23 protein-coding genes are annotated in these 26,290 nt (G+C 68.3%); 12 read left to right on the forward strand and 11 right to left on the reverse strand.

Annotated elements, in window-relative coordinates:
* The first annotated feature begins 121 nt into the window (after positions 1–121).
* The gene (locus ACTZWU_RS01725) at positions 122–1,612 is read left to right on the forward strand and encodes a VOC family protein (protein ID WP_444735624.1); all 1,491 of its coding nucleotides are present in this window, start codon (positions 122–124) and stop codon (positions 1,610–1,612) included.
* Between the two features lie 24 nt (positions 1,613–1,636).
* On the opposite strand, the gene ACTZWU_RS01730 is transcribed toward ACTZWU_RS01725, so the two are convergent.
* From ACTZWU_RS01730 to ACTZWU_RS01740, 3 genes are read right to left on the reverse strand one after another with little or no spacing between them, the layout of a single operon-like run.
* Entirely contained in the window at positions 1,637–2,395 is a 759-nt protein-coding gene (locus ACTZWU_RS01730; protein WP_444735625.1) for a VOC family protein, read from the reverse strand.
* Positions 2,392–2,943, reverse strand: a complete 552-nt coding sequence (locus tag ACTZWU_RS01735; RefSeq protein ID WP_444735626.1) for an NADPH-dependent FMN reductase — start codon at positions 2,941–2,943, stop codon at positions 2,392–2,394. The genes ACTZWU_RS01730 and ACTZWU_RS01735 overlap by 4 nt, the downstream gene beginning before the upstream one ends.
* 25 nt (positions 2,944–2,968) lie before the next feature.
* Positions 2,969–3,901, reverse strand: a complete 933-nt coding sequence (locus ACTZWU_RS01740) for a ring-cleaving dioxygenase (RefSeq protein WP_444735627.1) — start codon at positions 3,899–3,901, stop codon at positions 2,969–2,971.
* A gap of 121 nt (positions 3,902–4,022) precedes the next feature.
* Between ACTZWU_RS01740 and ACTZWU_RS01745 the strand changes: the two genes are divergently transcribed.
* On the forward strand, positions 4,023–4,976 hold the full coding sequence (locus tag ACTZWU_RS01745) for a LysR family transcriptional regulator (protein WP_444735628.1): 954 nt from the start codon (positions 4,023–4,025) through the stop codon (positions 4,974–4,976).
* A gap of 24 nt (positions 4,977–5,000) precedes the next feature.
* Entirely contained in the window at positions 5,001–5,186 is a 186-nt protein-coding gene (locus tag ACTZWU_RS01750) for a hypothetical protein (protein ID WP_444735629.1), read from the forward strand.
* Positions 5,187–5,206: 20 nt separating this feature from the next.
* On the opposite strand, the gene ACTZWU_RS01755 is transcribed toward ACTZWU_RS01750, so the two are convergent.
* Positions 5,207–6,808, reverse strand: a complete 1,602-nt coding sequence (locus tag ACTZWU_RS01755; RefSeq protein WP_444735630.1) for an alpha-glucosidase — start codon at positions 6,806–6,808, stop codon at positions 5,207–5,209.
* Between the two features lie 130 nt (positions 6,809–6,938).
* Here ACTZWU_RS01755 and glgB point away from each other — a divergent pair, with 130 nt between their 5' ends.
* The 5 genes from glgB to ACTZWU_RS01780 are packed head-to-tail and all read left to right on the forward strand — an operon-like array spanning position 6,939 to position 16,363.
* Positions 6,939–9,119, forward strand: coding sequence for a 1,4-alpha-glucan branching protein GlgB (gene glgB, locus ACTZWU_RS01760; RefSeq protein WP_444735631.1), 2,181 nt, complete (start codon positions 6,939–6,941; stop codon positions 9,117–9,119).
* A 20-nt stretch (positions 9,120–9,139) separates the two neighbouring features.
* On the forward strand, positions 9,140–10,396 hold the full coding sequence (gene glgC, locus ACTZWU_RS01765; protein WP_444735632.1) for a glucose-1-phosphate adenylyltransferase: 1,257 nt from the start codon (positions 9,140–9,142) through the stop codon (positions 10,394–10,396).
* A gap of 14 nt (positions 10,397–10,410) precedes the next feature.
* A complete protein-coding gene (gene glgA, locus ACTZWU_RS01770) occupies positions 10,411–11,835 on the forward strand; it encodes a glycogen synthase GlgA (protein ID WP_444735633.1) in 1,425 nt (474 codons plus the stop codon).
* Positions 11,832–13,934 carry a glycogen debranching protein GlgX gene (glgX, locus tag ACTZWU_RS01775; RefSeq protein WP_444735634.1) on the forward strand — a complete coding sequence of 701 codons (2,103 nt, stop codon included), beginning with the start codon at positions 11,832–11,834 and terminating at the stop codon, positions 13,932–13,934. The genes glgA and glgX overlap by 4 nt, the downstream gene beginning before the upstream one ends.
* Positions 13,935–13,978: 44 nt before the next feature.
* Positions 13,979–16,363 carry a glycogen/starch/alpha-glucan phosphorylase gene (locus ACTZWU_RS01780; protein WP_444735635.1) on the forward strand — a complete coding sequence of 795 codons (2,385 nt, stop codon included), beginning with the start codon at positions 13,979–13,981 and terminating at the stop codon, positions 16,361–16,363.
* On the opposite strand, the gene ACTZWU_RS01785 is transcribed toward ACTZWU_RS01780, so the two are convergent.
* From ACTZWU_RS01785 to ACTZWU_RS01815, 7 genes are all read right to left on the reverse strand, one after another.
* Positions 16,360–17,094, reverse strand: a complete 735-nt coding sequence (locus ACTZWU_RS01785) for an ABC transporter permease (RefSeq protein WP_444735636.1) — start codon at positions 17,092–17,094, stop codon at positions 16,360–16,362. The two genes, ACTZWU_RS01780 and ACTZWU_RS01785, sit on opposite strands and share 4 nt — an antisense overlap.
* The gene (locus ACTZWU_RS01790; protein WP_444735637.1) at positions 17,091–18,023 is read right to left on the reverse strand and encodes an ABC transporter ATP-binding protein; all 933 of its coding nucleotides are present in this window, start codon (positions 18,021–18,023) and stop codon (positions 17,091–17,093) included. Before ACTZWU_RS01790 ends, ACTZWU_RS01785 begins: the two co-directional genes overlap by 4 nt.
* Positions 18,020–19,195: an ABC transporter permease gene (locus ACTZWU_RS01795; RefSeq protein WP_444735638.1), complete on the reverse strand. Its 1,176-nt coding sequence runs from the start codon at positions 19,193–19,195 to the stop codon at positions 18,020–18,022. Before ACTZWU_RS01795 ends, ACTZWU_RS01790 begins: the two co-directional genes overlap by 4 nt.
* Positions 19,162–20,073 (reverse strand): glycine betaine ABC transporter substrate-binding protein OsmF, encoded by a 912-nt coding sequence (osmF, locus tag ACTZWU_RS01800; RefSeq protein WP_444735639.1) that lies wholly within the window; start codon positions 20,071–20,073, stop codon positions 19,162–19,164. Before osmF ends, ACTZWU_RS01795 begins: the two co-directional genes overlap by 34 nt.
* Before the next feature lie 118 nt (positions 20,074–20,191).
* Entirely contained in the window at positions 20,192–20,776 is a 585-nt protein-coding gene (locus ACTZWU_RS01805; protein WP_444735640.1) for a DUF1190 domain-containing protein, read from the reverse strand.
* 41 nt (positions 20,777–20,817) lie between these two features.
* Positions 20,818–22,044, reverse strand: coding sequence for a glutathionylspermidine synthase family protein (locus ACTZWU_RS01810; protein WP_444735641.1), 1,227 nt, complete (start codon positions 22,042–22,044; stop codon positions 20,818–20,820).
* A 153-nt stretch (positions 22,045–22,197) separates the two neighbouring features.
* Complete coding sequence (locus ACTZWU_RS01815) at positions 22,198–22,482, reverse strand: DUF2218 domain-containing protein (protein WP_444735642.1); 285 nt, start codon at positions 22,480–22,482, stop codon at positions 22,198–22,200.
* A 183-nt stretch (positions 22,483–22,665) separates the two neighbouring features.
* Between ACTZWU_RS01815 and ACTZWU_RS01820 the strand changes: the two genes are divergently transcribed.
* From ACTZWU_RS01820 to ACTZWU_RS01835, 4 genes are all read left to right on the forward strand, one after another.
* The gene (locus ACTZWU_RS01820; protein WP_444735643.1) at positions 22,666–23,574 is read left to right on the forward strand and encodes a siderophore ABC transporter substrate-binding protein; all 909 of its coding nucleotides are present in this window, start codon (positions 22,666–22,668) and stop codon (positions 23,572–23,574) included.
* Positions 23,574–24,527 (forward strand): ABC transporter permease, encoded by a 954-nt coding sequence (locus ACTZWU_RS01825; protein WP_444735644.1) that lies wholly within the window; start codon positions 23,574–23,576, stop codon positions 24,525–24,527. The genes ACTZWU_RS01820 and ACTZWU_RS01825 overlap by 1 nt, the downstream gene beginning before the upstream one ends.
* Positions 24,528–24,609: 82 nt before the next feature.
* Positions 24,610–25,512, forward strand: a complete 903-nt coding sequence (locus tag ACTZWU_RS01830; protein ID WP_444735880.1) for an iron chelate uptake ABC transporter family permease subunit — start codon at positions 24,610–24,612, stop codon at positions 25,510–25,512.
* Positions 25,509–26,267, forward strand: coding sequence for an iron ABC transporter ATP-binding protein (locus tag ACTZWU_RS01835; RefSeq protein WP_444735645.1), 759 nt, complete (start codon positions 25,509–25,511; stop codon positions 26,265–26,267). The genes ACTZWU_RS01830 and ACTZWU_RS01835 overlap by 4 nt, the downstream gene beginning before the upstream one ends.
* Positions 26,268–26,290: the final 23 nt, after the last annotated feature.

Raw genomic sequence — 26,290 nt, forward strand, 5'->3', positions numbered from 1 at the left:
GGCGTGTCAGAGGCGCGGGGCAAGGGCGCAGGCGTTCGCCATGGCCGAACGCCGGGTTGGGGCGCGACCCGGTGGCGGCGAACGCTTCGGCGCGTCATCTTGGCGCCGAAAGGAGGTCGCCATGAGTGGACTTCATCACGTGACGGCCATCACGCGCGACGTGCAGGCCAATGTCGATTTCTGGATGGGCTTTCTTGGCCTGTCGCTGGTCAAGCAGACGGCGGGCTTTGAGGATGCCGAGCAGCTGCACCTGTTCTATGGCGATGCGACGGGCGCGCCCGGAACGCTGGTCAGCTTTCTGGTCTGGCAGGGCGGCGCGCCTGGCCGCGTCGGCCACGGTCAGGCCGCCGAGATCGCGCTGGCCATCCCCCGCGCCCGGATCGGCGACTGGCTGACCCGCGCCATGCAGCACGGGCTGTCGGTGCAGGGGCCGGTCCGCGAATTCGGCGCGCCGGTCCTGCGGCTGCGCGACCCGGACGGGATCATCGTCAAGCTGGTGGGGCTGGAGATTGCCGATGCGGGCTGGCCCGCTGCCCCCGCGCATCTGGCGGGGGTGACGCTGTGGTCCGGGGATGCGGCGGCGACGGCGGAGTTTCTGGCGCGCTTCGGCTATGCCCCGGCAGGGTCCGAGGGGGGCGTCACGCGCCTGCGCTCCGACCGCGACGTGCTGGATATCCGCGATGCGGCGGGCTTTGTGCCGGGCATTCCCGGCACCGGGGTCATCGACCATGTCGCCCTGCGCGTCCCCGACCGCGCCGCGCTGGAGGCCCATGCCCGCGACCTGCCCGACACGACCACGCATGACCGGCTGTATTTCGTGTCCCTCTACATGCGCGATCCGGCGGGGCTGCTGATCGAGGCGGCGACCGACGGCCCCGGCATGGCGGTGGACGAGGCCGAACCTGGCCGGACCCTGCGCGTCCCGCCGCATTTCGATGACACGACCGACCTGCGGCTGCGCCTGCCGCAATTCGCCCGACCGGGCGAGGAAAGGAGACCCATGCGCGACCTGCCCTTCATCCACCGCCTCTACACGCCCGAGGACCCGGACGGATCGACCGTGATCTTGCTGCACGGCACCGGCGGGAACGAGACCGACCTGATGCCTCTGGCCCACCGGATCGCGCCCCGCGCCACGCTGCTGGGCCTGCGCGGCCGGTCGACCGAGGAAGGCGTGGCGCGGTTCTTCCGCCGGCTGAACATGACCACCTTCGATCAGGCCGATATCCGCGCCGAGGCCGAGGCTTTCGCGGCCTTCTGGCAGGGCGCGCTGGCGGCCTATGATCTGGACCCGGCGCGGGTCTCGGTGCTGGGCTATTCCAACGGCGCGAATTTCGCGGGGGCGGTGATGGCGCTGCATCCGGGCCTGATCCGGCGGGCGGTTCTGATGCGGCCCATGCTGGCGCTGGACCCGGTGCCCGAGGCCGATCTGTCCGGGCTGCGGGTGCTGACCCTGCAGGGCGCGCGCGACCCTTACGGCGCGCATGCCCCGGCGCTGAACGACTGGCTTGCCCGTTCGGGCGCGGATCTGGATGCGCGGGTGATCGCGGCGGGCCATGAGTTGGCGCAGGCCGATCTGGACGCGGCCAAGAGCTGGCTGGCCCAGGCATGAGAAAAGGCCCCCGGCGACGGGGGCCTATTCCTGCATCACGAAGGCGATCCCGAAGGGGTCGCGGCGATCCGGCCCGGCGAAGCCTGTCAGGGCGACATGGGCAAGGCCGGTCTGACCCTCGGGCCGCGGACCGGCGCCCCGGCTGTTCCAGACATTCGCCGCCAGATGATGGTGATAGCCGTCCCAACCATACCAGCGCCCGCCCGGCGCGTCGAAACTGCGCGTCAGGCCCAGATCGCCGGTCAGAAACCCCTCGGCACGGTCCAGATCGCCGGTCTGCAGATGCACATGGCCGATTTTCGTGCCATCGGGCGCGCCCCGCCACGCCCCGTCCGAGGCCGAGGCCAGGTCGTTCAGGTCCAGCCGCGCGGTGAACATCTCTATCCGGTCGCCGTCGCGGGTCCAGTCGGTGGCGGGGCGGTCGCGGTAGATCTCGATCCCGTTGCCCTCGGGGTCGTCCAGATACAGCGCCTCGCTGACACCGTGATCCGAGGCGCCGGTCAGGCGCAGCCCGGTATTGGCAGCATGGCGCAGCCAGCGCGCCAGCGCGGCGCGGTCGGGCAGCAGAAAGGCCGTGTGAAACAGCCCCGCCTGCGCCGGGTCGCGGGGCCGGGCCGCGGGGTCGGCGATCAGGCGCAGCAGGACGCGGCCCCCCGCGCCCAGATCGCGCTGCGTGCCATCGCCGCCCATCGGCGCAAGGCCAAGCGCGGTCGCGTAGAAGGTCGCCATGCCGTCCAGATCGCGGACGATCAGCGCGACATGGGCGATGCCGCGTCGGCTCATTCGCGGCCCTTGATGCTGGCGGCGAATCCCGCGACGAACTCGGCCAGCTTGCCGCGCGTCGCCTCGTCGGTGAGGTTGCCCTGATCGTCGTAAAGACCGCCCGCCTTGGAGACCAGCAGCCGTCCTTCCTGCCAATGCCGCGTGCCGAGCGCGCGCAGGACGGGCAGCCAATGCGCCTGTGCCAGCATGGTGCCGAAGCCACCGGGAGAGGCGCCGATCACCGCGACGGGCTTGCCCTGAAACAGGGCGGCAGCCTTGCCGCTGCTCATCCAGTCGATCGCGTTCTTGAAAACGCCGGGGATGCCGTTGTTGTATTCCGGGCTGACCAGCAGCAAGCCGTCGGCCTGCTCCAGCGCCTCGCGCAGGGCGATGACGGCGGGGGGTGCGCCGTGCGCGGCCTCGTCATCGGCGTCATAAAGCGGAACCTCCGCGATGGAGCCGATCCGCAGCGTGACGCCCTGGGGCGCCACCTCCTGCGCCGCGCGCAAGAGGCCGGTGTTGAAGGACAGCTTTCGCAGACTGCCCGAAATCCCCAGAATCGTCGTCATCGCGTCTCCTTTCGCCAGAGGCGTCTCAGGCCAGGGGCTTCAGCCCTGCCTCGATCTGCGCGCGCTTGCCTTCCAGGAAAGGCGGCAGCGAGAGGCCCTCGCCCATCGTCTCGAACGGTTCGTCCACGTCAAAACCCGGCCCGTCGGTGGCCAGTTCAAAGAGATTGCCGCCCGGTTCACGGAAGTAAAGCGACCGGAAGTAGAAGCGTTCCACCTCGCCCGAATTCGGGACGCGGAAACCGGCGACATGGCGCGCCCATTCCGTCAGCGCGGCATTGTCGGGCACGCGGAAGGCGACGTGATGCACCCCGCCCGCGCCCTGACGGGCCTGCGGCAGGCCGGGCTGGACCGCGACATGCAGTTCGGCGGCGGCACCGCCCGGACCCATCTCGAACACATGGACCTGTCCCTGTCCGTCGGGGCTGGCATAGTCGCGCACCCGGCGCATGTTCATCACACGGGTCAGCACGGCCTCGGTCGGGGCAATGTCGTGGACGGAAATCGTGATCGGCCCCAGGCCGCGGATCTGGTGTTCGGCGGGGATGTCGGTGCCCTGCCAGGGCTGGCCCTGCGGGTCGGGGGCGGCGATCAGGCGCAGGCGCTGGCCCTCGGGGTCCTCGACATCCAGGGTGGCGCGGCCGTCCAGCGTGGTGATCTTGCCCGCCAGCCCGTTCAGGCGGTCGGCCCAGTAATCGAGGCTGCCCTCGGCCACGCGCAGCCCGGTGCGGGTGATCGCGTTCGTGCCGCGCCGCTCGCGCGGGGCGGGCCAGTCGAAAAAGGTGATGTCGGTGCCGGGGCTGCCCGCCCCATCGGCGAAGAACAGGTGATAGGCCGAGGTGTCGTCCTGATTCACGGTCTTCTTGACCCGGCGCAGGCCGAGTGTCTGGGTGTAGAAACGGTTATTGGCCGGGGCGTCGGCCGTGATCGCGGTCAGGTGATGGATTCCGGTCAGTTGCATCTTGGCCTCCTGTTCGTGCTTGATCGCAATATGGGCCAGTCGCGGCGTTCGCGGCACCCGTTTGCTTGGCAACGCTGTGTTCGGTTCTTGCGAACGGTGGGGGCCGTGCTAGGGTTGCGCCATGGGCTGGGGCATCGCGGATATCGAGACCTTTCTGGCGGTTCTGGATGCGGGCAGCATCTCGGGGGCGGCAGCGCGTGCGGATCTGTCGAAATCCGTGGTCAGCAAGCGGATCAGCGATTTCGAGGCCGCCCTAGGCGTTGCGCTGTTCACCCGCCATGCCGGGCGGATCACCCCCACTGAAAGCGCGCTGGCCCTGGCCGAGCGTCTGCGCCCGGCCCTGGCCGAACTGGTCGCCGCGACCGAAAGCGCCTCGGGCCCCGGGGCCGAACTGCGGGGGCGGCTGGCCATCGCCGCACCGATGAGTTTCGGCATCCGCCATCTGGGGCCGGTCATCGCGAGTTTCGCGCGCGCCCATCCGGGGCTGGAGATCGTGCTGGATTACGACGACCGCCATACCGATCTGGGCCGGGCGGGGTTCGACCTGGGGCTGCGGATCGGACATCTGAAGGACAGCAGCCTGATGGCGCGGCGCCTGTGCGAGGACCCGCGCGTGCTGGTGGCCAGCCCCGATTATCTGGCGCTGCATCGTGCTGTCGCGTCGCCGGCCGATCTGGCCGGGCATGAGGCGATCGGTTATCTGAATGCCCGTCTGGGCGAGATCTGGCCCTTTGGCGAGAATGTCGCCCCGCCGCGCAGCGGGCGCGTCGCGGCCAATAACGGCGAGGCGATCCGCGACATGGCGGTGGGCGGGCTGGGGCTGGCGCTGCTGCCCTTGTTCATCGTGCATGACGCGCTGCGGTCCGGGCGGCTGGTGCAGGTGCTGCCGGATCTGGTGCGCGAGCCTCTGCCGATCAGCGTGGTCTGGCCTCCGATCCGGCCCATGCCGCGCAAGACGCGGGCCTTCGTCGATCACATCGCGGCGGCCTTCGCCGCCGACCCGCCATGGCAGCGGGGTCTTTTGCGTCCCGCGACGACCGGGGGGCCAGCCCCCCGGACCCCCCGGGATATTTGAACCAAGGTAAAGAGAGGGTTCCGCATGAAACTGGTCGATCCCGAGGCACCGTTCTTTCGCCCGCTCTGGGTGCGGGTCCTGTGTGTGGTGCTGCCTCTGGTCTGGGCGGGGGTCGAGTTCTGGTTCGCCAGCCCCTTCTGGGGGATGATCTTTGCCGCGGCGGGGCTTTATCTGGGGTTTGTCCTGTTCGTGCGGCGGCCCGGCGGCTGAGCGCCGGACCGTCGTTGATGTCAGGCCGAGAGGGACGGCGCGCCGGTGAGCCAGGCGAAGCCGTTGCCCGGCAGATCGAGGCGTCCCCCGGTCATTGTGGCGGCCGAGGGGCCTGTCGGCGCGGTTTCGCCCTTGACCGACAGCGTGACCGGGTCGGGCGAGAGGTTGAAGACCGCCGTCAGCGTCTGGCCCTGATGGGTGCGGGTGAAGCCCAGGATCGGTTCGGGCAGGTCGAGGAAGGTCGTGGCGCCGTAGCGCAGGGGGGGCTGCGACTTGCGGAAGGCCAGCGTGCCCCGATAGGCGGCGAGGATGCTGTCATTCGCGGTCTGGCCCGCCACCGCGCGCGCGGCCTGTTCGGGCTTCACCGGCAGCCAGGGCGCGGTGGTCGAGAAGCCCGCATGGGGTTCGGCCTCGTCCCAGACCATCGGGGTGCGGCAGCCGTCGCGGCCCTTGACCTCGGGCCAGAAGCGCAGGGCCGGGGGGTCGGTCAGTTCCTCGTAGACCAGCGTCGTTTCGGTCTGGCCCAGTTCCTCGCCCTGGTAGAGGCAGATCGTGCCGGGGAAGGACAGCAGCATCGCAGCCGATTGCAGCGCCAGCGCCTTGGGCTCGCGTGCATGAGGCGACCAGCGCGTGACGTGCCGGATGACGTCATGGTTCGAGAAGGACCAGCAGCTATGGCCGTCCGGGGCGCCCTGATGAACGCCCTCGATGCAGCGGCGGAAATGCGCGGCAGTGAATTCCGGGCTGAGCATCTCGAAGCTGTAGCACATGTGCAGCCGGTCGCTGCCCGCCGTGTATTCGGCCATGATGTCGATGGCCGTCTGGCCGCCGTCGCCCACCTCTCCGACCATCATGCGGGCGTCGTATTCGTCGGTCAGCGCCCGCATCCGTTTCAGGAAGGCGATGTTCTCGGGGCGGTTCTTGGAATAGATGTGACGCTGGAAGCCGTAGGTTTCCGGGCCTTTGTGGTCGGGATTTGGCGGGTTGTCGCGCAGCTTGTCGTCGTGGAAATAGTAGTTCACCGTGTCCAGCCGGAAGCCGTCCACGCCGCGTTCAAGCCAGAAGCGCATCGTTTCCAGCAGCGCGTCCTGCACGTCGGGGTTCCACAGGTTCAGGTCGGGCTGCTCGATCAGGAAATTGTGCAGGTAGTATTGCCTGCGCCGCGGCTCCCATTCCCAGGCCGGGCCGCCGAAGACCGAGGGCCAGTTGCTGGGCGGCGTGCCGTCGGGGTTCGGATCGGCCCAGACATACCAGTCGGCCTTGGGGTTGTCGCGCGACTGGCGGCTTTCTTCGAACCATGGATGCTTGTCCGAGGAATGGCTGATCACCTGGTCGATGATGACCTTCAGCCCCAGTTCATGGGCGCGCGCGACCATTGCGTCGAAATCGGCCAGCGTGCCGAAGAGCGGGTCCACGTCGCAGTAATCGCTGACATCGTAGCCCATGTCCTTTTGCGGCGAGGTGAAAAAGGGCGACAGCCAGATCGCGTCCACCCCAAGCGCCGCCACATGGTCCAGCCTGCGCGTGATGCCGGGCAGGTCGCCCACGCCGTCGCCGTCGCTGTCCTGAAAGCTGCGCGGATAGATCTGGTAGATCACCGCATCACGCCACCATTCCGCCATTATTCGACCTCCTGCCGCAAGGGATTCCCAATGTTCAACCGAGACTATAGCGGGATACAAAGCGAGGTGTTAGCGTTCACGAAAAGAAAGTCCGAATCTGTGTGCCGGTTTCTGAGGGGGAGTTGCGAAAATGTTTTCTGAACAGGGCTTTGACGCTGCTGAACTATTGGCTTTGGCCGAGGGGCGCTGTTCGCAACCGTTTTCAATTTTGGGCCCGCGGACACAGGGCAAGGTGCAGGTCCTGACCGTGTTCCACCCCGATCTGTCGGCGCTCTGGGCGCTGACCGCCGCCGGCGCGCAGGAGATGGAGCGCCTCTCGGGCGACGTCTTCCGGGCCGTCATTCCGGCGGGCGATTACCGCCTGCGCGCCCGGAACGGGCAGGGCGACGAGTGGGAGTTCGAAGACCCCTATCGCTTTGGTCCCGTTCTGGGCGAGGTCGATCTGCATCTGCTGGCCGAGGGCACGCACCGGCAATTGTGGCGCGCGCTTGGCGCGCATGTGATCGCGCATCAGGGCGTGGCGGGCGTGCATTTCGCTGTCTGGGCGCCGAATGCGCGGCGCGTTTCGGTCGTGGGGGATTTCAACGGCTGGGACGGGCGGCGCCATCCGATGCGCCGCGTGGGTCAGGGCTTCTGGGAGATTTTCCTGCCCGGTCTGGCCGAGGGCGAGATCTACAAATACGAGATCCTCGATGCCTATGGCGGGGTGCTGCAAAAGGCTGATCCGGTCGGTTTCGGCAGCCAGCATCCGCCCGAAAAGGCCAGCGTGGTGCGCGACATCGCGGGCTATGGCTGGCGCGACGCGGAATGGATGGCGCGGCGCGGCGCTGCGCAGGGGCGCAGCGCCCCCGTCTCGATCTACGAGGTTCATCCGGGCAGTTGGCGGCGCCGGTGGGACGAGGGCGGGCGGCCGCTGTCCTACCGCGAGATGGCGCGCGACCTGGTCGCCTATGTCCGCGACATGGGGTTCACCCATATCGAACTGATGCCGGTCAGCGAGTTTCCCTTTGACGGGTCATGGGGCTATCAGCCGGTCGGGCTTTACGCCCCGACGATCCGGTTCGGCCCGCCGCATGAATTCCGCGATCTGGTCGATGCCGCGCATCAGGCCGGACTGGGCGTGCTGCTGGACTGGGTGCCCGGCCATTTCCCGACCGATCCGCACGGGCTGGTGCACTTCGACGGCACCGCGCTTTACGAACATGCCGACCCGCGCGAGGGGTTTCATCAGGACTGGAACACGCTGATCTACAATTACGGCCGGCTGGAGGTCGCCAATTACCTGACCGCCAACGCGCTGTACTGGTTGCAGGAATATCATCTGGACGGGCTGCGCGTGGATGCGGTGGCCTCGATGCTCTACCGCGATTATTCGCGCAAGGATGGCGAATGGCTGCCCAACAAGGATGGCGGGCGCGAGAATTACGAGGCCATCGCCTTCATGCAGCAGATGAATATCGCCGCCTATGGCGAATGCGAGGGCGTGATGACCGTGGCCGAGGAAAGCACCTCGTTTCCCGGTGTCTCGGCGCCGGTTCATGCGGGGGGGCTGGGCTTCGGCTACAAGTGGAACATGGGCTGGATGAATGACAGCCTGCGCTACATGGCGCATGATCCGGTGCATCGCAGCTTTCATCACCACCTGATGAGCCATTCGATCAGCTACGCCTTTTCCGAGAACTTCATCCTGCCGATCAGCCATGACGAGGTCGTGCATGGCAAGGGCAGCATGTTGCGCAAGATGCCGGGCGATCCCTGGCAGCAATTCGCCAATCTGCGCGCCTATTACGGCTATATGTGGGGCCATCCGGGCAAGAAGCTGTTGTTCATGGGCTGCGAATTCGCCCAGCCCGAGGAATGGGACCATAATGCCGAGCTGGACTGGCACGCCGCCGCCCAGCCCGCTCATGCCGGGGTGCAGGCGCTGGTGCGCGACCTGAACGCGCTTTATCGCGGCACGCCCGCGCTGCATGTGCGCGACTGCGTCCCCGAGGGGTTCCAGTGGATCACCAGCGATCCCGCGCAGTCGGTGCTGGCCTGGATCCGGTGGGGCGAGGCGGGTGATCCGCCGGTCGTGGTCGCCTGCAACCTGACGCCGGTCCCGCGCGAGGGCTTTGCCCTTGGCGTGCCGCGCGCGGGCCGCTGGCGCGAAGCGCTGAACACGGATGCCGCTGTCTATGGCGGCAGCGGCATGGGCAATCTGGGCGGCGTCACCGCCGAGGAAGGCGCGCAGAACGGGCAACCCGCGCGCATCACGGTGACGCTGCCGCCGCTTGCAACGGTGTTTTTTGTTGCGGAAGACTGGGTTTAATCGGGGAGGATGCAAGTCAAATGGGCGATACAAGACTGACGCGGCGCGCGATGGCCTTCGTTCTGGCCGGGGGGCGTGGCTCGCGGCTGCGTGAGCTGACCGACCGGCGGGTGAAGCCTGCGGTCTATTTCGGGGGCAAGGCGCGGATCATCGACTTCGCGCTGTCGAATGCGATGAACTCCGGCATCCGCAAGATCGCGATTGCCACACAATACAAGGCGCACAGCCTGATCCGCCATTGCCAGAGGGGGTGGAACTTCTTTCGCGCCGAACGCAACGAATTCCTGGACATCCTGCCCGCCAGCCAGCGCACATCCGAGGATCACTGGTATCGCGGCACAGCCGATGCGGTGACGCAGAACATCGACATCGTGGATGATTACGGGGTGGATTACATCATCATCCTGGCGGGCGACCACATCTACAAGATGGACTACGAAGTGATGCTGCGCGAGCACGTGGCCAGCGGCGCCGATGTGACCGTGGGCTGCCTGACCGTGCCGCGCGCCGAGGCCTCGGCCTTCGGGGTCATGGCGGTGGACGGGACGGGGCGGATCACCTCGTTTCTGGAAAAGCCCGCCGACCCGCCCGCGATGCCGGGCGATCCGGATCATGCGCTGGCCTCGATGGGGATCTACGTCTTCAACTGGGCCTTCCTGCGTGACCTGCTGCTGAAGGATGCCCAGGACACCAATTCCAGCCATGATTTCGGCACGGACCTGATCCCCGAGATCGTGAAGAACGGCAAGGCGATGGCGCATCGCTTCGACACGTCCTGCATCCGGGCGCCGGGCGCGCCCGCCTATTGGAAGGATGTCGGCACGGTCGATGCCTTCTGGCGCGCGAATATCGACCTGACCGATTTCGTGCCCGAACTGAACCTGTGGGACCGCGACTGGCCGATCTGGACCTATTCCGAAAGCGTGCCGCCCGCGAAGTTCATCCATGACGAAAAGGACCGGCGCGGCGTGGCGATTTCCTCGATGGTGTCGGGGGGCTGCATCATCTCGGGGACCGAGATCCGCAATTCGCTGCTGTTCACGCAGGTCCAGACGAACAGCTACGCGATCCTCGATCACGCCGTGGTGCTGCCCTATGTGACCGTCCACCGCCATGCGCGGCTGCGCAATGTGGTGATCGACCGTGGTGTGACCATCCCCGAGGGTCTGGTCGTGGGCGAGGACCCGCAGGATGACGCACGCTGGTTCCGCGTCAGCGAAAAGGGTGTCACGCTGATCACGCAGGACATGCTGGACCGGCGGGCGGCGGGCCTGTGACGGCGGGGGCGGTGATGCGGGTCCTGTCGGTCGCCTCCGAGGTTGCGCCCTTGGTCAAGACCGGGGGGCTGGCGGATGTGACCGGCGCCTTGCCCGCCGCGCTGGCCGGGTATGGGGTGCAGATGCGCACGCTTGTTCCGGGCTATCCGGCGATCCTGTCCGCGCTTGAGGGCGGCGAGGCTCTGGCCGAATGGCCGGACCTGTTCGGCGGCCCGGCGCGGCTGGTCGCGGGGCAGGCGGGGGGGCTCGATCTTCTGGCGCTGGACGCGGCGCATCTGTTCGCGCGGCCGGGCAACCCCTATCTGGGGCCGGACGGGCGCGACTGGCCGGACAATCCGCAGCGTTTCGCGGCCCTGTCATGGGTCGCCGCCCGGATCGGGGCCGAAGGTGCGGGCGGCTGGCGGCCCGACATCCTGCATGGCCATGACTGGCAGGCGGGGCTGATCGCGGAATATCGCCGCGCCGATCCCGCCTCGCCTCCCTTTGTCCTGACGATCCACAACATCGCCTTTCCCGGACCCGCCGATCCGGGCCTTGTCCATGCCCTGCGGCTGGACCCCGGCCGCTTTCATTCCGAGGGATACGAGTTCTGGGGCGCGGTCTCGGCGCTGAAGGCGGGGCTGATGGGGGCGGATGCGCTGACCACCGTGTCACCGCGCTACGCCGAGGAACTGATGAGCGCGGAATTCGGCATGGGGCTGGACGGCGTGATGCGCCACCGCCGCGACGCGCTGTCGGGCATCCTGAACGGCATCGACGATCAGGTCTGGAACCCTGCCACCGATCCCGCGATCACGCCCTATGACACGCCGTCGGGCAAGGCCCCGAACAAGGCCGCCCTGCGCGCCGAGATGGGCCTGCCCGATGCGAAAGGCCCGCTTTGCGTCGTCATCTCGCGGATGACGCATCAAAAGGGGCTGGACATGCTGGCTGAGGCCCTGCCCGCGCTTCTGGATCGGGGCGGCCAGCTTGCGCTGCTGGGGTCGGGCGACCCTGATCTCGAGGGGCGCTTTCGCGCGCTGGCCGACCACCATCCCGGCGTCGCCGTCCGCATCGGCTATGACGAGGCGCTGTCGCATCGCATGATCGCGGGGGGCGACGCGATCCTCGTGCCCTCGCGGTTCGAGCCCTGCGGCCTGACCCAGCTTTACGGGCTGCGCTACGGCACGATCCCGGTCGTGGCGCTGACGGGCGGGCTGGCGGATACGGTCATCAACGCCTCGCCCGCCGCGCTGGCGCGAAATGCGGCAACGGGGCTGCAATTCGCGCCGGTCAATGCCGAAAACCTGACGAACGCGTTGCTACACCTTTGCGCGCTTTACAAGGACCGCCGGACATGGTCCCGCATCATGCGCAACGCCATGGCCCATCCCGTGGGCTGGGGCCCGTCCGCGCGGGCCTATGCGGCGCTTTACGCAAGACTGACCGAGGCCCGATGATCCTGTCCCGCCAGCGTTTCCCCCATGCCGTGACGGCAGGGCATCCCGCACCCTTGGGTGCGACCTTCGACGGGGCGGGGGTGAATTTCGCCGTCTTCTCGCAGCATGGCGAACGGGTCGTGCTGTGCCTTTTCGACGAACGCAACCGCGAGATCCGCGTGGACCTGCCCGAACGCGAGGGGCATGTCTGGCACGGCTACATCGCGGGGCTTCGCCCGGGGCAGCGCTACGGATACCGCGTCCATGGCCCTTACAAGCCGGCCGAGGGGCACCGCTTCAACCCCAACAAGCTGCTGATGGACCCCTATGCGCGGCGCCTGACGGGCAGTCCGCGCATCCATGACGCCGTGATGGGCTACCGGGCGGGCCATGCCGATGCCGACCTGTCCTTTGACCGCCGCGACAGCGCGCCCCACATGCCCCGCTGCATGGTCGTGGACCCCTCATTCACCTGGGGCGAGGATCGCCCGATCCGCCGCCCCATGACCGAAACGGTGATCTACGAGGCGCATGTGAAGGGCCTGACCGCCGGCCGCAGCGACATCCCCGACGCCGGCACCTATCTGGCCATGGCCTCGGACCCGGTGCTGGACCACCTGACCCGCCTTGGCGTCACCGCGATCGAGCTGCTGCCCGTCCATGCCTTCACCGATGACCGTTTCCTGATCGACAAAGGGCTGCGGAACTACTGGGGCTACATGACCCACGGCTTCTTCGCGCCCGAGCCGCGCTATATGCGCGACGGCGACATCGCCGAATTCCAGCAGATGGTCGCGCGCTTTCATCAGGCCGGGATCGAAGTGATCCTGGACGTCGTCTACAACCACACCGCCGAGGGCAACGAGCTTGGCCCGACCCTGTCCTTTCGCGGCTTCGACAACGCGTCCTATTACCGGCTGGCCGAGAACCCGCGCTATTACGTCAACGACGCCGGCACCGGGAACGTGCTGGACTTGGACAACCCCTTCGCGCTGCGGCTGGTCATGGACAGCCTGCGCTACTGGGTCGAGGTGATGCATGTGGACGGGTTCCGCTTTGACCTGTGCAGCGTTCTGGGCCGCACCGGGCCGCGGGGCGCGTTCGACCGCGACGGGCCGTTCTTTCGCGCGATCCGGCAGGACCCGGTCCTGAACCGCGTCAAGCTGATCGCCGAGCCCTGGGATCTGGGCGAGGGCGGTTATCGGCTGGGTGCCTGCCCCGCGCCCTTTGCCGAATGGAACGACCGCTTCCGCGACCAGATCCGCTGCTATTGGCGCGGCGATCCCGGCATGATCGGCAAGCTGGCCAAGCGCATCGCGGGATCGGCGGCGCGGTTCGACCATGACGGGCGGCCCGCGACCTCCAGCGTGAACTTCATCGCGGCCCATGACGGGTTCACGCTGATGGACACGGTCAGCTACAACGACAAGCACAATGACGCGAATGGCGAGGGCAACCGCGACGGCCACAACCACAACCTGTCCGACAATATGGGCGCCGAGGGGCCGACCGACGACCCCGCCATCCTGGCCCGCCGCGACCGCCGCCGCCGCAACCTGATCGCCACGCTGATGTTGGCCCAGGGCACGCCGATGCTGCTGGCGGGGGACGAACTGGGCAATTCGCAGGGCGGCAACAACAACGCCTATGCGCAGGACAACCCGACCGGCTGGGTGAACTGGGACGGCGCCGACCCGGACTTTCTGGCCTTTGTCCGCCGCGTCATCGCCTTTCGCGCGGCCCATCCGATCCTGCGGCAAAAGCGGTTCCTGCACAGCCAGCCGCGCCGTCAGGACGGCCTGCCCGACATCTTCTGGCGCCGCGAGGACGGCGCCCCGATGCAGCCCGAGGACTGGAACGACCGCGACCGCCGCCTGCTGGCGGTCGAGATGCGGATGGCCTCGGGGACGCCCGATTATGCGGCGCTGCCCGGCGCGGTCTTCGTCGTCTTCAACAACGGCCCCGAAACGCAGGTCCGCCTGCCCGAGACGACGCTTGGCGGCGGCTGGCGCCGTCATCTGGACAGTGCCCGCGACGATGACGTGGACGACCCCGCCGGAACGCTTGAAACCGTCGCCGCCGAAAGCGTCACCGCCTTTCAGCTTTGCCCCGCCTCCTGAGGCAAGGCTCCCTTTCACCATCATGCCCCAATGAGGCCTTTACCGTGTCCGAACGTCCGACTGCCGAAGCCCTGCGCGACCAGATCCTGCACCATCTGACCCACACCCAGGGGCGCGGCCCCGAATTCGCCACCACCTTCGACTGGCGCCTGGCCGTCAGCTATACGGTGCGCGACCTGATGGTCGGTCCCTGGGTCGGCGCGATCCGCGCCGCGCGCGATCAGGGCGCCAAGCGCGTCTATTACCTGTCGATGGAGTTCCTGATCGGCCGCATTCTGGGCGACGCGATCATCAACCTGCAACTGGAACCCGCGATGGGCCATGCGCTGGCGCTGCTGGGTCTGGACGAACAGGTGATCCTGGATGACGAACCCGACGCGGCGCTTGGCAATGGCGGTCTGGGGCGGCTGGCGGCCTGCTTCATGGAATCGCTGTCCTCGCTGAACTGCCCGGCCTTCGGCTATGGCATCCGCTATGAACACGGCCTGTTCCGCCAGCGGTTCGAAGGCGGCCAGCAGGTCGAGACCCCCGAGGATTGGCTGAACCAGCCCCATCCGTGGGAATTCGTCCGCATCGACTACAGCTACGAGATTGGCTTCAAGGGCCATGTCGAGACCGTGGATGGGCGCGACGTCTGGCATCCGGGCGAAAGCGTGATCGCGCGGGCCTATGACACGCCGGTGATCGGTTGGGGCGGTGACTGGGCGAACAGCCTGCGGCTGTGGGGGGCGCATCCCACCACGCTCTTGGATCTGGGCCGCTTCAACGCGGGCGACCACACGGCGGCGGCCGAGCCCGAGGCGCTGGCCCGCACGCTGTCGCGCGTCCTCTATCCCGACGACACGACGGAATCGGGCAAGGAATTGCGGCTCAAGCAGGAATATTTCCTGACCTCGGCGGCGCTTCAGGACATCCTGCGGCGCTTCATGGCGGAACATGGCGATCTGACCCTTCTGCCCGAGAAGGTCGCGATCCAGCTGAACGACACCCACCCCGCCATTGCCGGGCCGGAACTGATCCGCCTGCTGATGGACGAACACGGCCTGACCTTCGATCGCGCGCATGATCTGGCGCAGGGCTGCCTGAACTACACCAACCACACCCTGCTGCCCGAGGCGCTGGAGCGTTGGTCCACTTGGCTGATGGGCCGCGTCCTGCCGCGCCACATGCAGATCATCGAGATGATCGACACCCGCCACCGCCAGACCTCGGGTCGCCCGGCGCATGTCGGCATCGTGCATGGCGATCAGGTCCATATGGGCGAACTGGCCTTTATCATGGCGGGGCGGGTGAACGGCGTGTCGGCGCTGCATACCGATCTGGTCAAGGACACGGTCTTTGCCGACCTGCACCGCCTGCATCCGGGCCGCATCGTGAACCAGACCAACGGCGTCACGCCGCGCCGCTGGCTGCGGATGTCGAACCCGGCGCTGGCGGGGCTGCTGGATGACACGATCGGCACGGGCTGGACCGCCGATCTGGACCTTCTGGCGGGGCTTGAGGCCCATGCCGATGACGCGGGCTTTCTGGACCGGCTGCGCGCGGCCAAGCGGGCGAACAAGGTCGCGCTGTCGAACGGGCTGCTGGCGGGGCTGGGCGTCAGGGCCGACCCGGACGCGATCTTCGACGTGCAGGTCAAGCGCATCCACGAATACAAGCGCCAGCTTCTGAATGTGCTGGAGACCATCGCCCTGTGGCACCGCATCCACGAGGATCCGAATGGCGACTGGACGCCTCGGGTCAAGATCTTCGGCGGCAAGGCCGCGCCGGGCTATTGGCTGGCGAAATCGGTAATTCACCTGATCAACGACGTGGCCGCCACGATCAACGATGACCCCATGACGCGCGACCTGCTGCAGGTGGCCTATCCGCCGAATTACAACGTCTCGATGGCCGAGGACCTGATCCCGGCCGCCGATCTCTCGGAACAGATCAGCACGGCGGGCAAGGAGGCGTCGGGCACCGGCAACATGAAGTTCACCATGAACGGCGCACTGACCATCGGCACGCTGGACGGCGCGAATGTCGAAATCCGCGAGCATGTCGGGGCCGAAAACTTCTTTCTGTTCGGTCTGACCACCGAAGAGGCCGCTGCGGAAATTGCCCGACCCGGCCATGCCCGCGCCGCCATCGAGGCCTCGGACGACATGAAGATCGCGCTGCAACTGATCGCCGAGGGGCGGTTCGGCCGCGCCGAAAGCTATTATTCGCTGCTGGACCGGACCTGGAACGACGACCCGTTCCTGGTCGCCTCGGATTTCGACGCCTATTTCGCTGTGCAGCGCGACGTGGACCGGGCCTATCGCGACGCCGCGGGCTGGGACCGGATGGCGGCCCTGAACATCGCGCGGTCGGGGTTCTTCTCGTCCGACCGCACGATCCGGGGCTATATGCGCGACATCTGGAACGTGCAGCCGGTCACGCCCTAGGCCGCGCCCGCCCGGCGGGCCGCGATGCGTTCGGCCCGCTGGAACCCCTCGTGGATCATCACCGCAAGGATGCCGACGATCAGCCCGCCTTGCAGCACAAAGGCCGTGTTGCCGGACAAAAGCCCTGCGATGATCACCTCGCCCAGGGTGCGGGCCGCGACGGTCGATCCGATCGTCGCCGTGCCAAGCGAGATCACCGCCGTCAGCCGCATCCCGGTCAGGATCACCGGCAGGGCCAGCGGCAGCTCGATCTGCCACAGGCGCTGGCGGGGCGTCAGGCCCATGCCTCGGGCGGCCTCTCGCACGGGGGCGGGCAGGCCGGTCAGCCCGGCCAGCGCGTTCTCGAAGACCGGCAGCAGGCCATAGAGGAACAGCGCCAGCAGCGTCGGCCCGGTGCCGAACCCCATCAGCGGCACCGCCAGCGCCAGCACCGCGACGGGCGGAAAGGTCTGGCCGACGCTGGTGATCGTGCGCGCCAGCGGCAGGAATTCGCGCCCCGAGGGCCGCGTGACCAGCACCGCCAGCGCCAGCGCCACGATGGTCGAGGCCAGAACCGCCAGCGCGACCAGCGCCAGATGCGACAGCGTCAGCGCCAGAAGCGGGGTCTGCGTATAGATCGCAGGCGCGTTGTTGCGGGCGAAGGGCTGGAACAGCGGCGCGAAGGCCTGCGGCTGGATAAGAAAGGCCAGCAGCAAGACCGCCGCCAGCGCCAGAAGGATGCGGCCCGTCACGGGGCCGCCCCTTCGGGCCGCGCGGCGGCGCGCAGGGCTTCCAGTGTGACGATCCCGCCGCCCGCGACGGGCAGGGCATCGGCCCCTCGCCACAGGCATTCGGCCAGCGCGTCGCGCAGGCTGGCCTCGGGCGGGATGGGGGCGCCATCCGCGTGACCCTCGGCTCGCAGGGTTGCCACCTGAGACAACGACAGCAGGTAAAAGGCGCGCTGACGGTCCCCGATCAGGTCGCGCACGAAATCGGAAGCGGGCGCGGTCAGGATCTCGGCCGGGGGGGCGTATTGCACCAGCCGCCCCTGATCCATGACCGCGATGCGGTCGCCCAGGCGGATCGCCTCGTCCATGTCATGCGTGACCAGGATCACGGTCGTGCCAAGGCGGCGCTGGACGGCGCGCAGATCCTCTTGCGCCTGCGCGCGGATCACCGGGTCCAGCGCGCCGAAGGGCTCGTCCATCAGCAGCAGGTCGGGCCGTGCGGCCAGCGCCCGCGTCACGCCCACCCGCTGTTGCTGGCCGCCCGACAGGTCCTGCGGCATTCGGTCCCGATAGGCGGCGGGGTCCAGCTGGAACAGGGTCAGCAGCTCGTCCACGCGCGCGGCGATCTGGTCGCGCGGCCAGCCCAGAAGGCGCGGGACGGTGGCGATGTTGCGCGCCACGCTCTGATGCGGGAACAGGCCGTGGCCCTGGATCGCATAGCCGATCCGCCGCCGCAGCAGATGGGCGGGCTGGTCGGCCGTGTCCTGCCCGTCGATCAGCACCTGCCCCGCGCTTGGCGCGACCAGCCGGTTGATCATCCGCAAAAGCGTCGTCTTGCCGGAACCGGACGTGCCGACCAGCGCCGCGATCTGGCCCGTCGGCACGGTCAGGCTGACATCATCGACCGCCAGAACCCCGTCGAAGCGGCGCGTCAGGTTACGGATCTCGATCATGGCGCGGTCCTTTCGCGGCGGCTGGCGCGGGTCAGCAGGTCCAGCGCGATGCCTGCGACCAAAGCCAGCGCGATGGTGGGCAGCGCGCCCAGCAGGACCAGATCCATCGCGGTCTGGTTCAGACCCTGAAAGACGAAGGTGCCGAAGCCGCCGCCGCCGATCAGCCCGGCGATCACGGCCAGACCGATGCTCTGGACCAGCACGATCCGCACCGCCGCCAGCAGCACGGGCAGCGCCAGCGGCAGCATCACCTGCGCCAGCACCTGCGCGCGGGTCATCCCGAGGCCATGCGCTGCCTCAAGCGCTGCCTGCGGAACCGAGGCCAGACCCGCCAGCGTGTTCGCCACCACCGGCAGCAGCGCGTAAAGGAACAGCGCCACCAGCGCCGGAAAGGGGCCGATCCCCGACACGCCCGCCTGCGCGGCGCCGGGCAGGGTCGCCGCGATCCAGCCGAAAACCGGGATCATGATGCCGAACATCGCCAGCGAGGGGATGGTCTGCAGAATGTTCAGCACCGACAGGATCGGCCCGCGCATCCGCGCCCGGCCATGCAGTAGCACGCCAAGGGGCAGGCCCGCCGCCAGCGCCAGCGCCAGCGATCCGAAGGCCAGTGCCAGATGCGCCCGCGCCTCGCGCAGAAAGACCGCCTGACGCGCCTGATATTCCCGCATGACCGAGACCTGATCCAGCGCCCCCGACGCCAGAACCGCGCCAATCCCCGCCACAGCGCCGCCAAGGATCAGCCAGCGCAGCCGCAGCGGCGGGTCCAGCCGCGCGATCGCGTCGGCCAGCATCAGCGACAGCGCCAGACCCGCCAGCCAGAACCCGGCAGAGGGCGAGACGCGGGCCATCCGGTCGCCCTCGGGCGTCAGGGCCGCAGCCGCCGCGCCGAGCGCCAGCAGCAGCGACAGCACCCCCGCCAGAGACAGCACGATCCGCGCCCGCAGCGGCAGCCGTGGCGCGGCGATGAACAAAGCTGCCAATGCAAGCGCAAGCACCCAGCCAAGGGGCAGCGCCTGATGCAGGGTCAGCCCCTCGCCGGGCAGGATGCGGTTGGGGCGGAACCGCACCAGCGGCAGGGCCAGCCCCGCCAGGCCGATCAGCGCGAACAGCAGGCCGGGCCGGTCCAGCCGCGCGGTCATCCGTCGATGAAGCCCGCTTCCGTCAGCCATTCGCGGGCGACCGCGTCCGAGGGCTCTCCGCCGACCTGGATGCGGCCGTTCAGGTCTTGCAAGGTCTCCAGATCCAGCGCCAGGAAGATCGGTTCCAGGATCTCGGCGATCCGGGGATGGGCCTCAAGCACCTCGGCGCGGATGATCGGGGCGGGCTGATAGACGGGCTGCACGCCCTTGTCATCCTCCATCACGACCAGCCCGGCGGGGGCGATTCCGCCATCGGTGCCATAGACCATCGCCGCGTTCACGCCCGAGGTCTGCTGCGCCGCCGCCGCGATGGTCGCCGCCGTGTCGCCACCCGAAAGCTGGATCAGCTGATCCGGCGACAGGGCGAAGCCGTAGGTCTGCTGAAAGGCCGGCAGAGCGGCGGGCGAGGTCACGAATTCGGTCGAGGCCGCCAGCCGGATCGAGCCGCCGCCTGCGATCCATGCGCCCATCTCGGACATGGTGGACAGTGCGTTCTCTTGCGCCACGTCCTGCCGCAGCGCGATGGCCCAGGTGTTGTTCGCGGGCGAGGGCGTCAGCCAGACGATGCCGTTCTGTTCCAGATCCAGTTCCGCGACGCGGGCCAGACCGGCCTCGGCATCCTGCCAGACCTCGCTGTCGGCCTCGTTGAAGAAGAAGGCGCCGTTCGCGGTGTATTCGGGGTAGATGTCGATCTGCCCGGTGGTGATCGCGTCGCGCATGATCGGCGTGCCGCCCAGTTGCAGGCGGTCGCGCACCGGCAGGCCCGCATCCTGCAAGGCCATCAGGATCATGTTCCCCAGAAGCCCGCCCTCGGTGTCGATCTTCGAGGAAACGGTGATGTCCTGCGCCGAGGCGCTTGCGGCCCCCATCATCAGGATCGCGGCAAGGGCAAGGCGGCGTCGGCTCATCGTAAACTCCTGTCCTGGTCACGGCCCACGTCTTCAGACCCCGGCAGAATCCGGGTGAGGCCGCAGCCCAATTCACGAAACGCCGTTCGGTTCCCCGATTTCTGCAACGGGCTGCGGATCAGCCGCCGATGCTGCGGGCGGCGCTGCTGCCCGTGCTGCCGAAGCCGCCCCGCGATGCGGCGGTGGCGCGGGTCATGGGCGCCTGACCGGCAGTGGCGGCGGGGCGGGTGAACTGCTGCCCGCCGACCGTCGCGCGGCCCGTGTTGCTGCCGAAATTCGTGGTCCGCGCCGCGTTCGTGTAGCCGCCCTGCGCGTTGCGATACATCGGCTGCGCGGCGGCCTGGCCTGCGGTCGCGCGACCCAGCATCGACCCGATCAGATAGCCTGCCAGAAGCGGCATGAAGATGCTGCCCGACCCGCCGGCCTGCTGCGCCTCGGAGCCGCAATTGCCCGCGCCGTGCTGTTCCTCGCAGACCTCGAGGCTGTCATAGCGCGGGGCGGCCTCGACATGCAGGGCTGCGGCCTCGGCAAAGGCCTGGTCGCATTCGGCTGCGGTGAACAGCCCGCCTTGGGCGGCGGCGGCCTGACAGCTTGCCAGATCGGGGAAGGCCTGCGCATCGACCTGTTCCTCGCGGCAGCCCGCGACGGTGAAGGCGGCGGCGCCGAGGATGGTCAGCGCGACGGTTCTGGATCGTTTTCTCATATCCCCTCCTTGGCGGATGGCTCGGCCTGAAAGTCTGCGGGTCACTCGGCGATGAAATGCGGCTTGAAGCGCGAAAGATCCTGCGTGATGCGCGATCTGTCCTCGCGCACCCCGATGCCCACGCAATCATGCCCCGCGATCCAGGCGCCGATCACCGGCCGGAACCCGTCGAATTCGGGCAGCGCGTGATAGGCCTGAACGATGCGGGCATGGCGATCGTAATCGCCCGCCGGGCTGGATTCCGAGACCTCGCCCGCCTCGACGATGGCGACGCCCGCACCCTCGCGCGAAAAGAGCGGCTTGACCACATGGCCCCGGCGCATCGTCTCGGCCGCCATCTCGAAAGCCTTGGCCACGTCGGGCGCGGTCCGCCCGCCCGAGACCAGCGCATCGGCAACGTCCTCGGCGAAGAAGGCGGGCAGCAGGTTCGGATGGCCGGGGAACATCTGCCACAGGACCGGCAGAAGCCCCTTGTTCGACACGACCGCCTTCCAGGCGGGTTCCAGGAACATGCAGCCCGAGCCCGCGATGTGGCGGGCATAATCGTCGGCCAGCAGGTCTTCCCACGGGTAGAGCTTGAAGAGCGTGCCGATCACGCGCCCCTCGGCATCGAGGAACTGGCCCCCCTGGCTGACGCCGATCTTGTCGAGATCGCTGTAATGCGCGCCCATCCCGGCCTCGCGCGCGGCCCAGGCCATGGATTCGACGGTGGCGTAATCCTCGGGGTTACCGGGGATGGCGGTGAAGTGGATGTCGGTATCGGGCGCAAAGAGGTCCCGGAAGCGTTCGACCAGCGCCTCGTGGATGCCGTTGAACTGGTCGGCGCCTTCGGGCAGGTGGCCCGCCGCGATCTGATCCTCAAGCCATTGCCACTGGAACGCGGCGCTTTCGTAAAGCGAGGTCGGCGTGTCGGCGTTGTATTCCAGCAGTTTCGCCGGGCCGGTGCCGTCATAGGCCAGATCCATGCGGCCATAGATCTCGGGCTCGTTTCGCGCCCAGCTGTCGGCGATCAGGTCGAAATGCGCCTCGGGGATGCCCAGCCGCGCCATCAGCCGTTCGGACGCGACGATGGCGGCCACGGCTTCGCGGGTCATGGCGTGAAGCTGGGTCGCCGGGGCTTCGATATCCTGTTCGATCCGGGCCAGCGTGAAGCGGTAGGCCGAACTTTCATCCCAATAGGGCTCGCCATGCATGTTGGCGAAGGTGAAGCCGACCTCTTCAGCTTTCGCGGCCAGGTCGGGGCGGACGGGCAGGGCGATCTTTTGCATGACCCATGACATAGGATGAAGGGGCCGCGAGGACCAGAGGAAAGGGCGTCGCACGGGCCACGGCGCTGCCTTGGTCGGATGGAGCAGGGGGGCGCTGCCCCCCATCCCCGTTCCGGGGATTCCCCCCGGGATATTTGGCCCAAGGCAAAGGGCTCAGGCGGGTTGCCAGTCCAGCGGTTGCGGGTCTTCGCGATGGGCGAAGCGCAGCAGGTGGCTTTCGACGACGCCGCGCAGGGTTTCCAGCGGTGCGGGGTCGGGGGTTTCCACGGCGAGATGCAGGCCGGTCGGGATCAGCGCGATGGTCGCGGTGCCCGAGGGGAATTGCAGCAGGGCCTGGGTCTGGGTGGTCTCGACCGGGATCTTGTGGCCAAAATGCTTGGCCATCGTGCCCATCAGGGCCGGGCCGCGTTCGGTGGGGAAGGTGGCGGTGATCTGCATGGGCGCTCCTGTCATCGGGTTCTGCGGGGCGGGTAGCGAATGTTGATGCAATTTGTCAACAAATCGACGCGATAACCTGACTAAAACACATGGCCATTCTTTACGTCGTGCAAATGACGCGTTAAGCCCCGCCTGTCGCCGGGGCGCTGCCTGCCGCCCGGCCCATACCGGAAAGGAAATGGCATGCGTCTTCTGGCAATGACCGCCCTTGCAACCCTTGGCCTGTCCTCGGCCGTGCTGGCTGAAACCGTCGTGATCCCCACCGCGCAAGGCGAGGTGTCGCTGGAGGCCGCGCCTGAACGGGTGGCCGTCTATGACATGGCCGCGCTGGACACGCTGGTCGCGCTTGGGGTCACGCCCGCCGCCACGATCGAGCGCGTGACCGTGCCCGCCCTGGCCGAGGCCGTCGCCGGGGCCGAGCGCGTGGGCACGCTGTTCGAACCCGATCTGGAGGCGCTGGCGGGGGTCGGACCGGACCTGATCATCGTCGGCGGCCGGTCGGCGGCGCAGTTGCAGGCGGTGTCGCAGGTCGCCCCCGCCATCGACATGACGCTGGAGGAGGATCTGATGGCCAGCACCAAGGCCCGGATCGCGGGCTACGGCCGGCTGTTTCAGCGCGAGGCCGAGGCCGAGGCCCTGACTGGCGAGTTGGAGGCCGCGCTGGATCGTCTGAGCGCCGCCTCCGAGGGGAAGGGCCGCGCGCTGGTCGTGCTGACCAACGGCACGCGGATGTCGGCCTATGGCGCGGGGTCGCGCTTTGGCTGGATCTTCGATGCGACCGCGCTGGAAGAGGCCGCGCCCGGTCTGGACGAGGCCACGCATGGTCAGGCGATCACCCACGAATTCATCGCCGAGGTGAATCCCGACTGGCTGATCGTCGTCGATCGCAGCTCTGCCATCGGCGAAGAGGGGCAGGGCGCCGAGGCGACCTTGCGTTCCGGTCTGGTCGAGCAGACGACAGCCTGGTCGCAAGGGCAGGTCGTGAACCTGGACCCCGGCGCGGCCTATATCTCGGCCGGGGGTTTCGGCGCGATGATGACGCTGATCGGCCAGCTGTCCGAGGCGCTTGAGGGCGCCGAAACCCACAGCTGATGCGCGTTCTGCCCGCCTTGTCATTGGCGCTGATCGCGCTGATGCTGGCCAGCTTGACCATCGGTGCCGCGCATGTCGATCTGCGGATGGTGCGGCAGGACCCGCTGGCGATGCTGGTCCTGCTGGAATCGCGTCTGCCGCGCATGTTGGCCGTGGCGCTGACCGGGGCTGCCCTGTCGGTGGCGGGCGTGCTGATCCAGGCGCTGGTGCGCAACCGTTTCGTCGGGCCCGACACCTCGGGCACGGCCGAGGGCGCGGCGCTTGGCTTGCTGGCGATCACGATCTGGGCGCCGGCCAGTCCGCTCTGGCTGCGGATGGTGGTGGCCAGCCTGACCGCGATGGCCGCGACGGCGCTGTTTCTGGCCGTCATCCGCCGCCTGCCCGCGCGCGAGGTGATGCTGGTTCCCATCGCCGGGATCATCCTGTCGGGCGTGGTGGGCTCGGTCGTGACCTTCATCGCATGGCAGCATGACCTGATGCAGTTCGTTGGAACCTGGCTGGGCAGCGGTGAATTCTCGGGCGCGATCGCGGGGCGCTATGAACTATTGTGGATCGCGGGGGGTGCTGCGGCGCTGGCATGGCTGGCGGCCGACCGTTTCGCGATTCTGGGGCTGGGCGATACCGTGGCGACGGGGCTTGGCCTGTCGGTCGATGCCGTCATGCGCCTTGGCCTTCTGGTCGTGTCGGTGGTCACGGCGATGGTCGTCACGACGGTGGGGATGCTGCCTTTCGTGGGGCTGGTCGTGCCCAATCTGGTCGCGCGGCTGTTGGGCGACAACCTGCGCCAGACGCTGCCGGTCGTGGCGCTTGCCGGGGCGGTGCTGGTCCTGGCCTGCGATCTGGTGGCGCGCATCGTCGTGGCCCCCTACGAGCTGCCCGCCGGGCTGATCCTGGGCGTGCTGGGCGCGGGGTTGTTCCTGTGGCTCTTGCATCGCAGGCCCACCCATGGCTGAGGCGACGGCCATTCCGGCGGCGCGCCCCGCCCCCTCGCGCCCTGTCTGGGTGCTGGCGGGGCTGGCCTGCCTGCTGGCGGTGATGTCGGCCCTGTGGATGTGGCAGGGGCTGAGCGGCGGCAATCGCGGCTTTGTCCTAAGTCTGAGGGCGAACAAGCTGGCCGCGCTGGCGCTGGTGGGGGTGGCGGTCGGGGTCTCGACCGTGATGTTCCAGACCATCGCCGCGAACCGGGTGCTGACGCCCTCGATCATGGGGTTCGATGCGCTTTACGTGCTGTTGCAGACGGCACTGGTGGCCTCGCTGGGGATTGCGGGCTTTGCGGGGCTGCCCGCCACTGCCAAGTTCCTGTCCGAGATCGCGCTGATGGTCCTGCTGGCCTCGGCGCTGTTCGGGACGCTGATGCTGCAGGGCGCGCGGGACATTCCGCGCATGATCCTGACGGGTGTGATCCTGGGCGTGCTGTTCCGGTCGCTGGCGGGCTTCATGGGCCGCGTCATGGACCCCGCGCAATACGCGGTGGTGCAGGCGGCCAGCTTCGCCAGCTTCAACCGGGTGAACGCCACGCTGCTGCCGGTCGCGGGTGTGGTCACGCTGCTGGCCGTGCTGGCCGCGTGGCGGATGTCGGCGCGGCTGGATGTGCTTGCGCTTGGGCGCGACGCGGCGGTCTCGCTTGGGCTGAGGCACCGGGCCGTGGTCGTCGCGGCGCTGGCGCTGGTGGCGCTGCTGGTCTCGGTCTCGACGGCGGTGGTGGGGCCGGTCGCGTTCTTCGGGCTGATCGTTGCCGGGCTGGCGCATGGGCTGACGCGCAGCGCCTCGCATGCGGTGCTGCTGCCTGCCGCCGGGCTGATCGGTGCCACGATCCTTGTCGGCGGCCAATGGCTGTTCGAGCGGCAACTGGGCCAGGCCGCCACGCTGTCGGTCGTGGTCGAATTCGCGGGCGGGCTGTTTTTCCTCTATCTTCTTCTCAAGGGGCGCATCCGATGATCGAGATCAGGGCCGTCAGCCATCAGATCGCGGGAACGCCGATCCTGCACGATATCACGACCCGCCTGCCCGAGGGGCGGCTGACCGCGCTGATCGGGCCGAACGGGGCGGGCAAGTCCACGCTGCTGCGCCTGGTCGGGCGGCTGGAGCCGTTGCAGGCGGGCCGGATCAGCGTGGCGGGCCATGACATCGCCGCGACGCCGACCGACCGGCTGGCGCAGGTCATGGCGATCCTGGGCCAGCAGACGCTGATCGCCAGCCGCTTGCGCCTGGCCGAACTGGTGGCCTTCGGGCGCTGGCCGCATCACAAGGGCCGCCCCAAAGCCGCAGACCGCGCCCATGTGGACGAGGCGATCCGGACCTTTGCCCTTGGCCCGTTGGCGCATCGTTTTATGGATGAATTGTCGGGCGGACAGGCGCAGCGCGCGCATATCGCCATGGCCTTCGCGCAGGACACGGAATGGCTGCTGCTGGACGAACCGCTGAACAATCTGGACATGAGCCATGCCCGCGCGCTGATGGCCCGCCTGCGCGCGCTGGTCGATCAGCAGGGGCGCGGCGTGGCCGTTGTGTTGCACGAGGTTAACTATGCCGCCGCCTGGGCCGATCACATCATCGCGCTCAAGGATGGCCGCATCCTTGCGGAAGGCGCCCCGGATGCCGTGCTGACCGAGGATCTGCTGTCGCGCCTCTACGATGCCCCGATTGCCGTGGGCCGCCATCAGGGCCGCCCGCTGGTCCTGCACCACGCCTGATATCCGCACTCCGGTCGGGCCGG

The sequence above is a fragment of the Paracoccus sp. NSM genome, assembly GCF_052379855.1.
GTDB lineage: Bacteria > Pseudomonadota > Alphaproteobacteria > Rhodobacterales > Rhodobacteraceae > Paracoccus.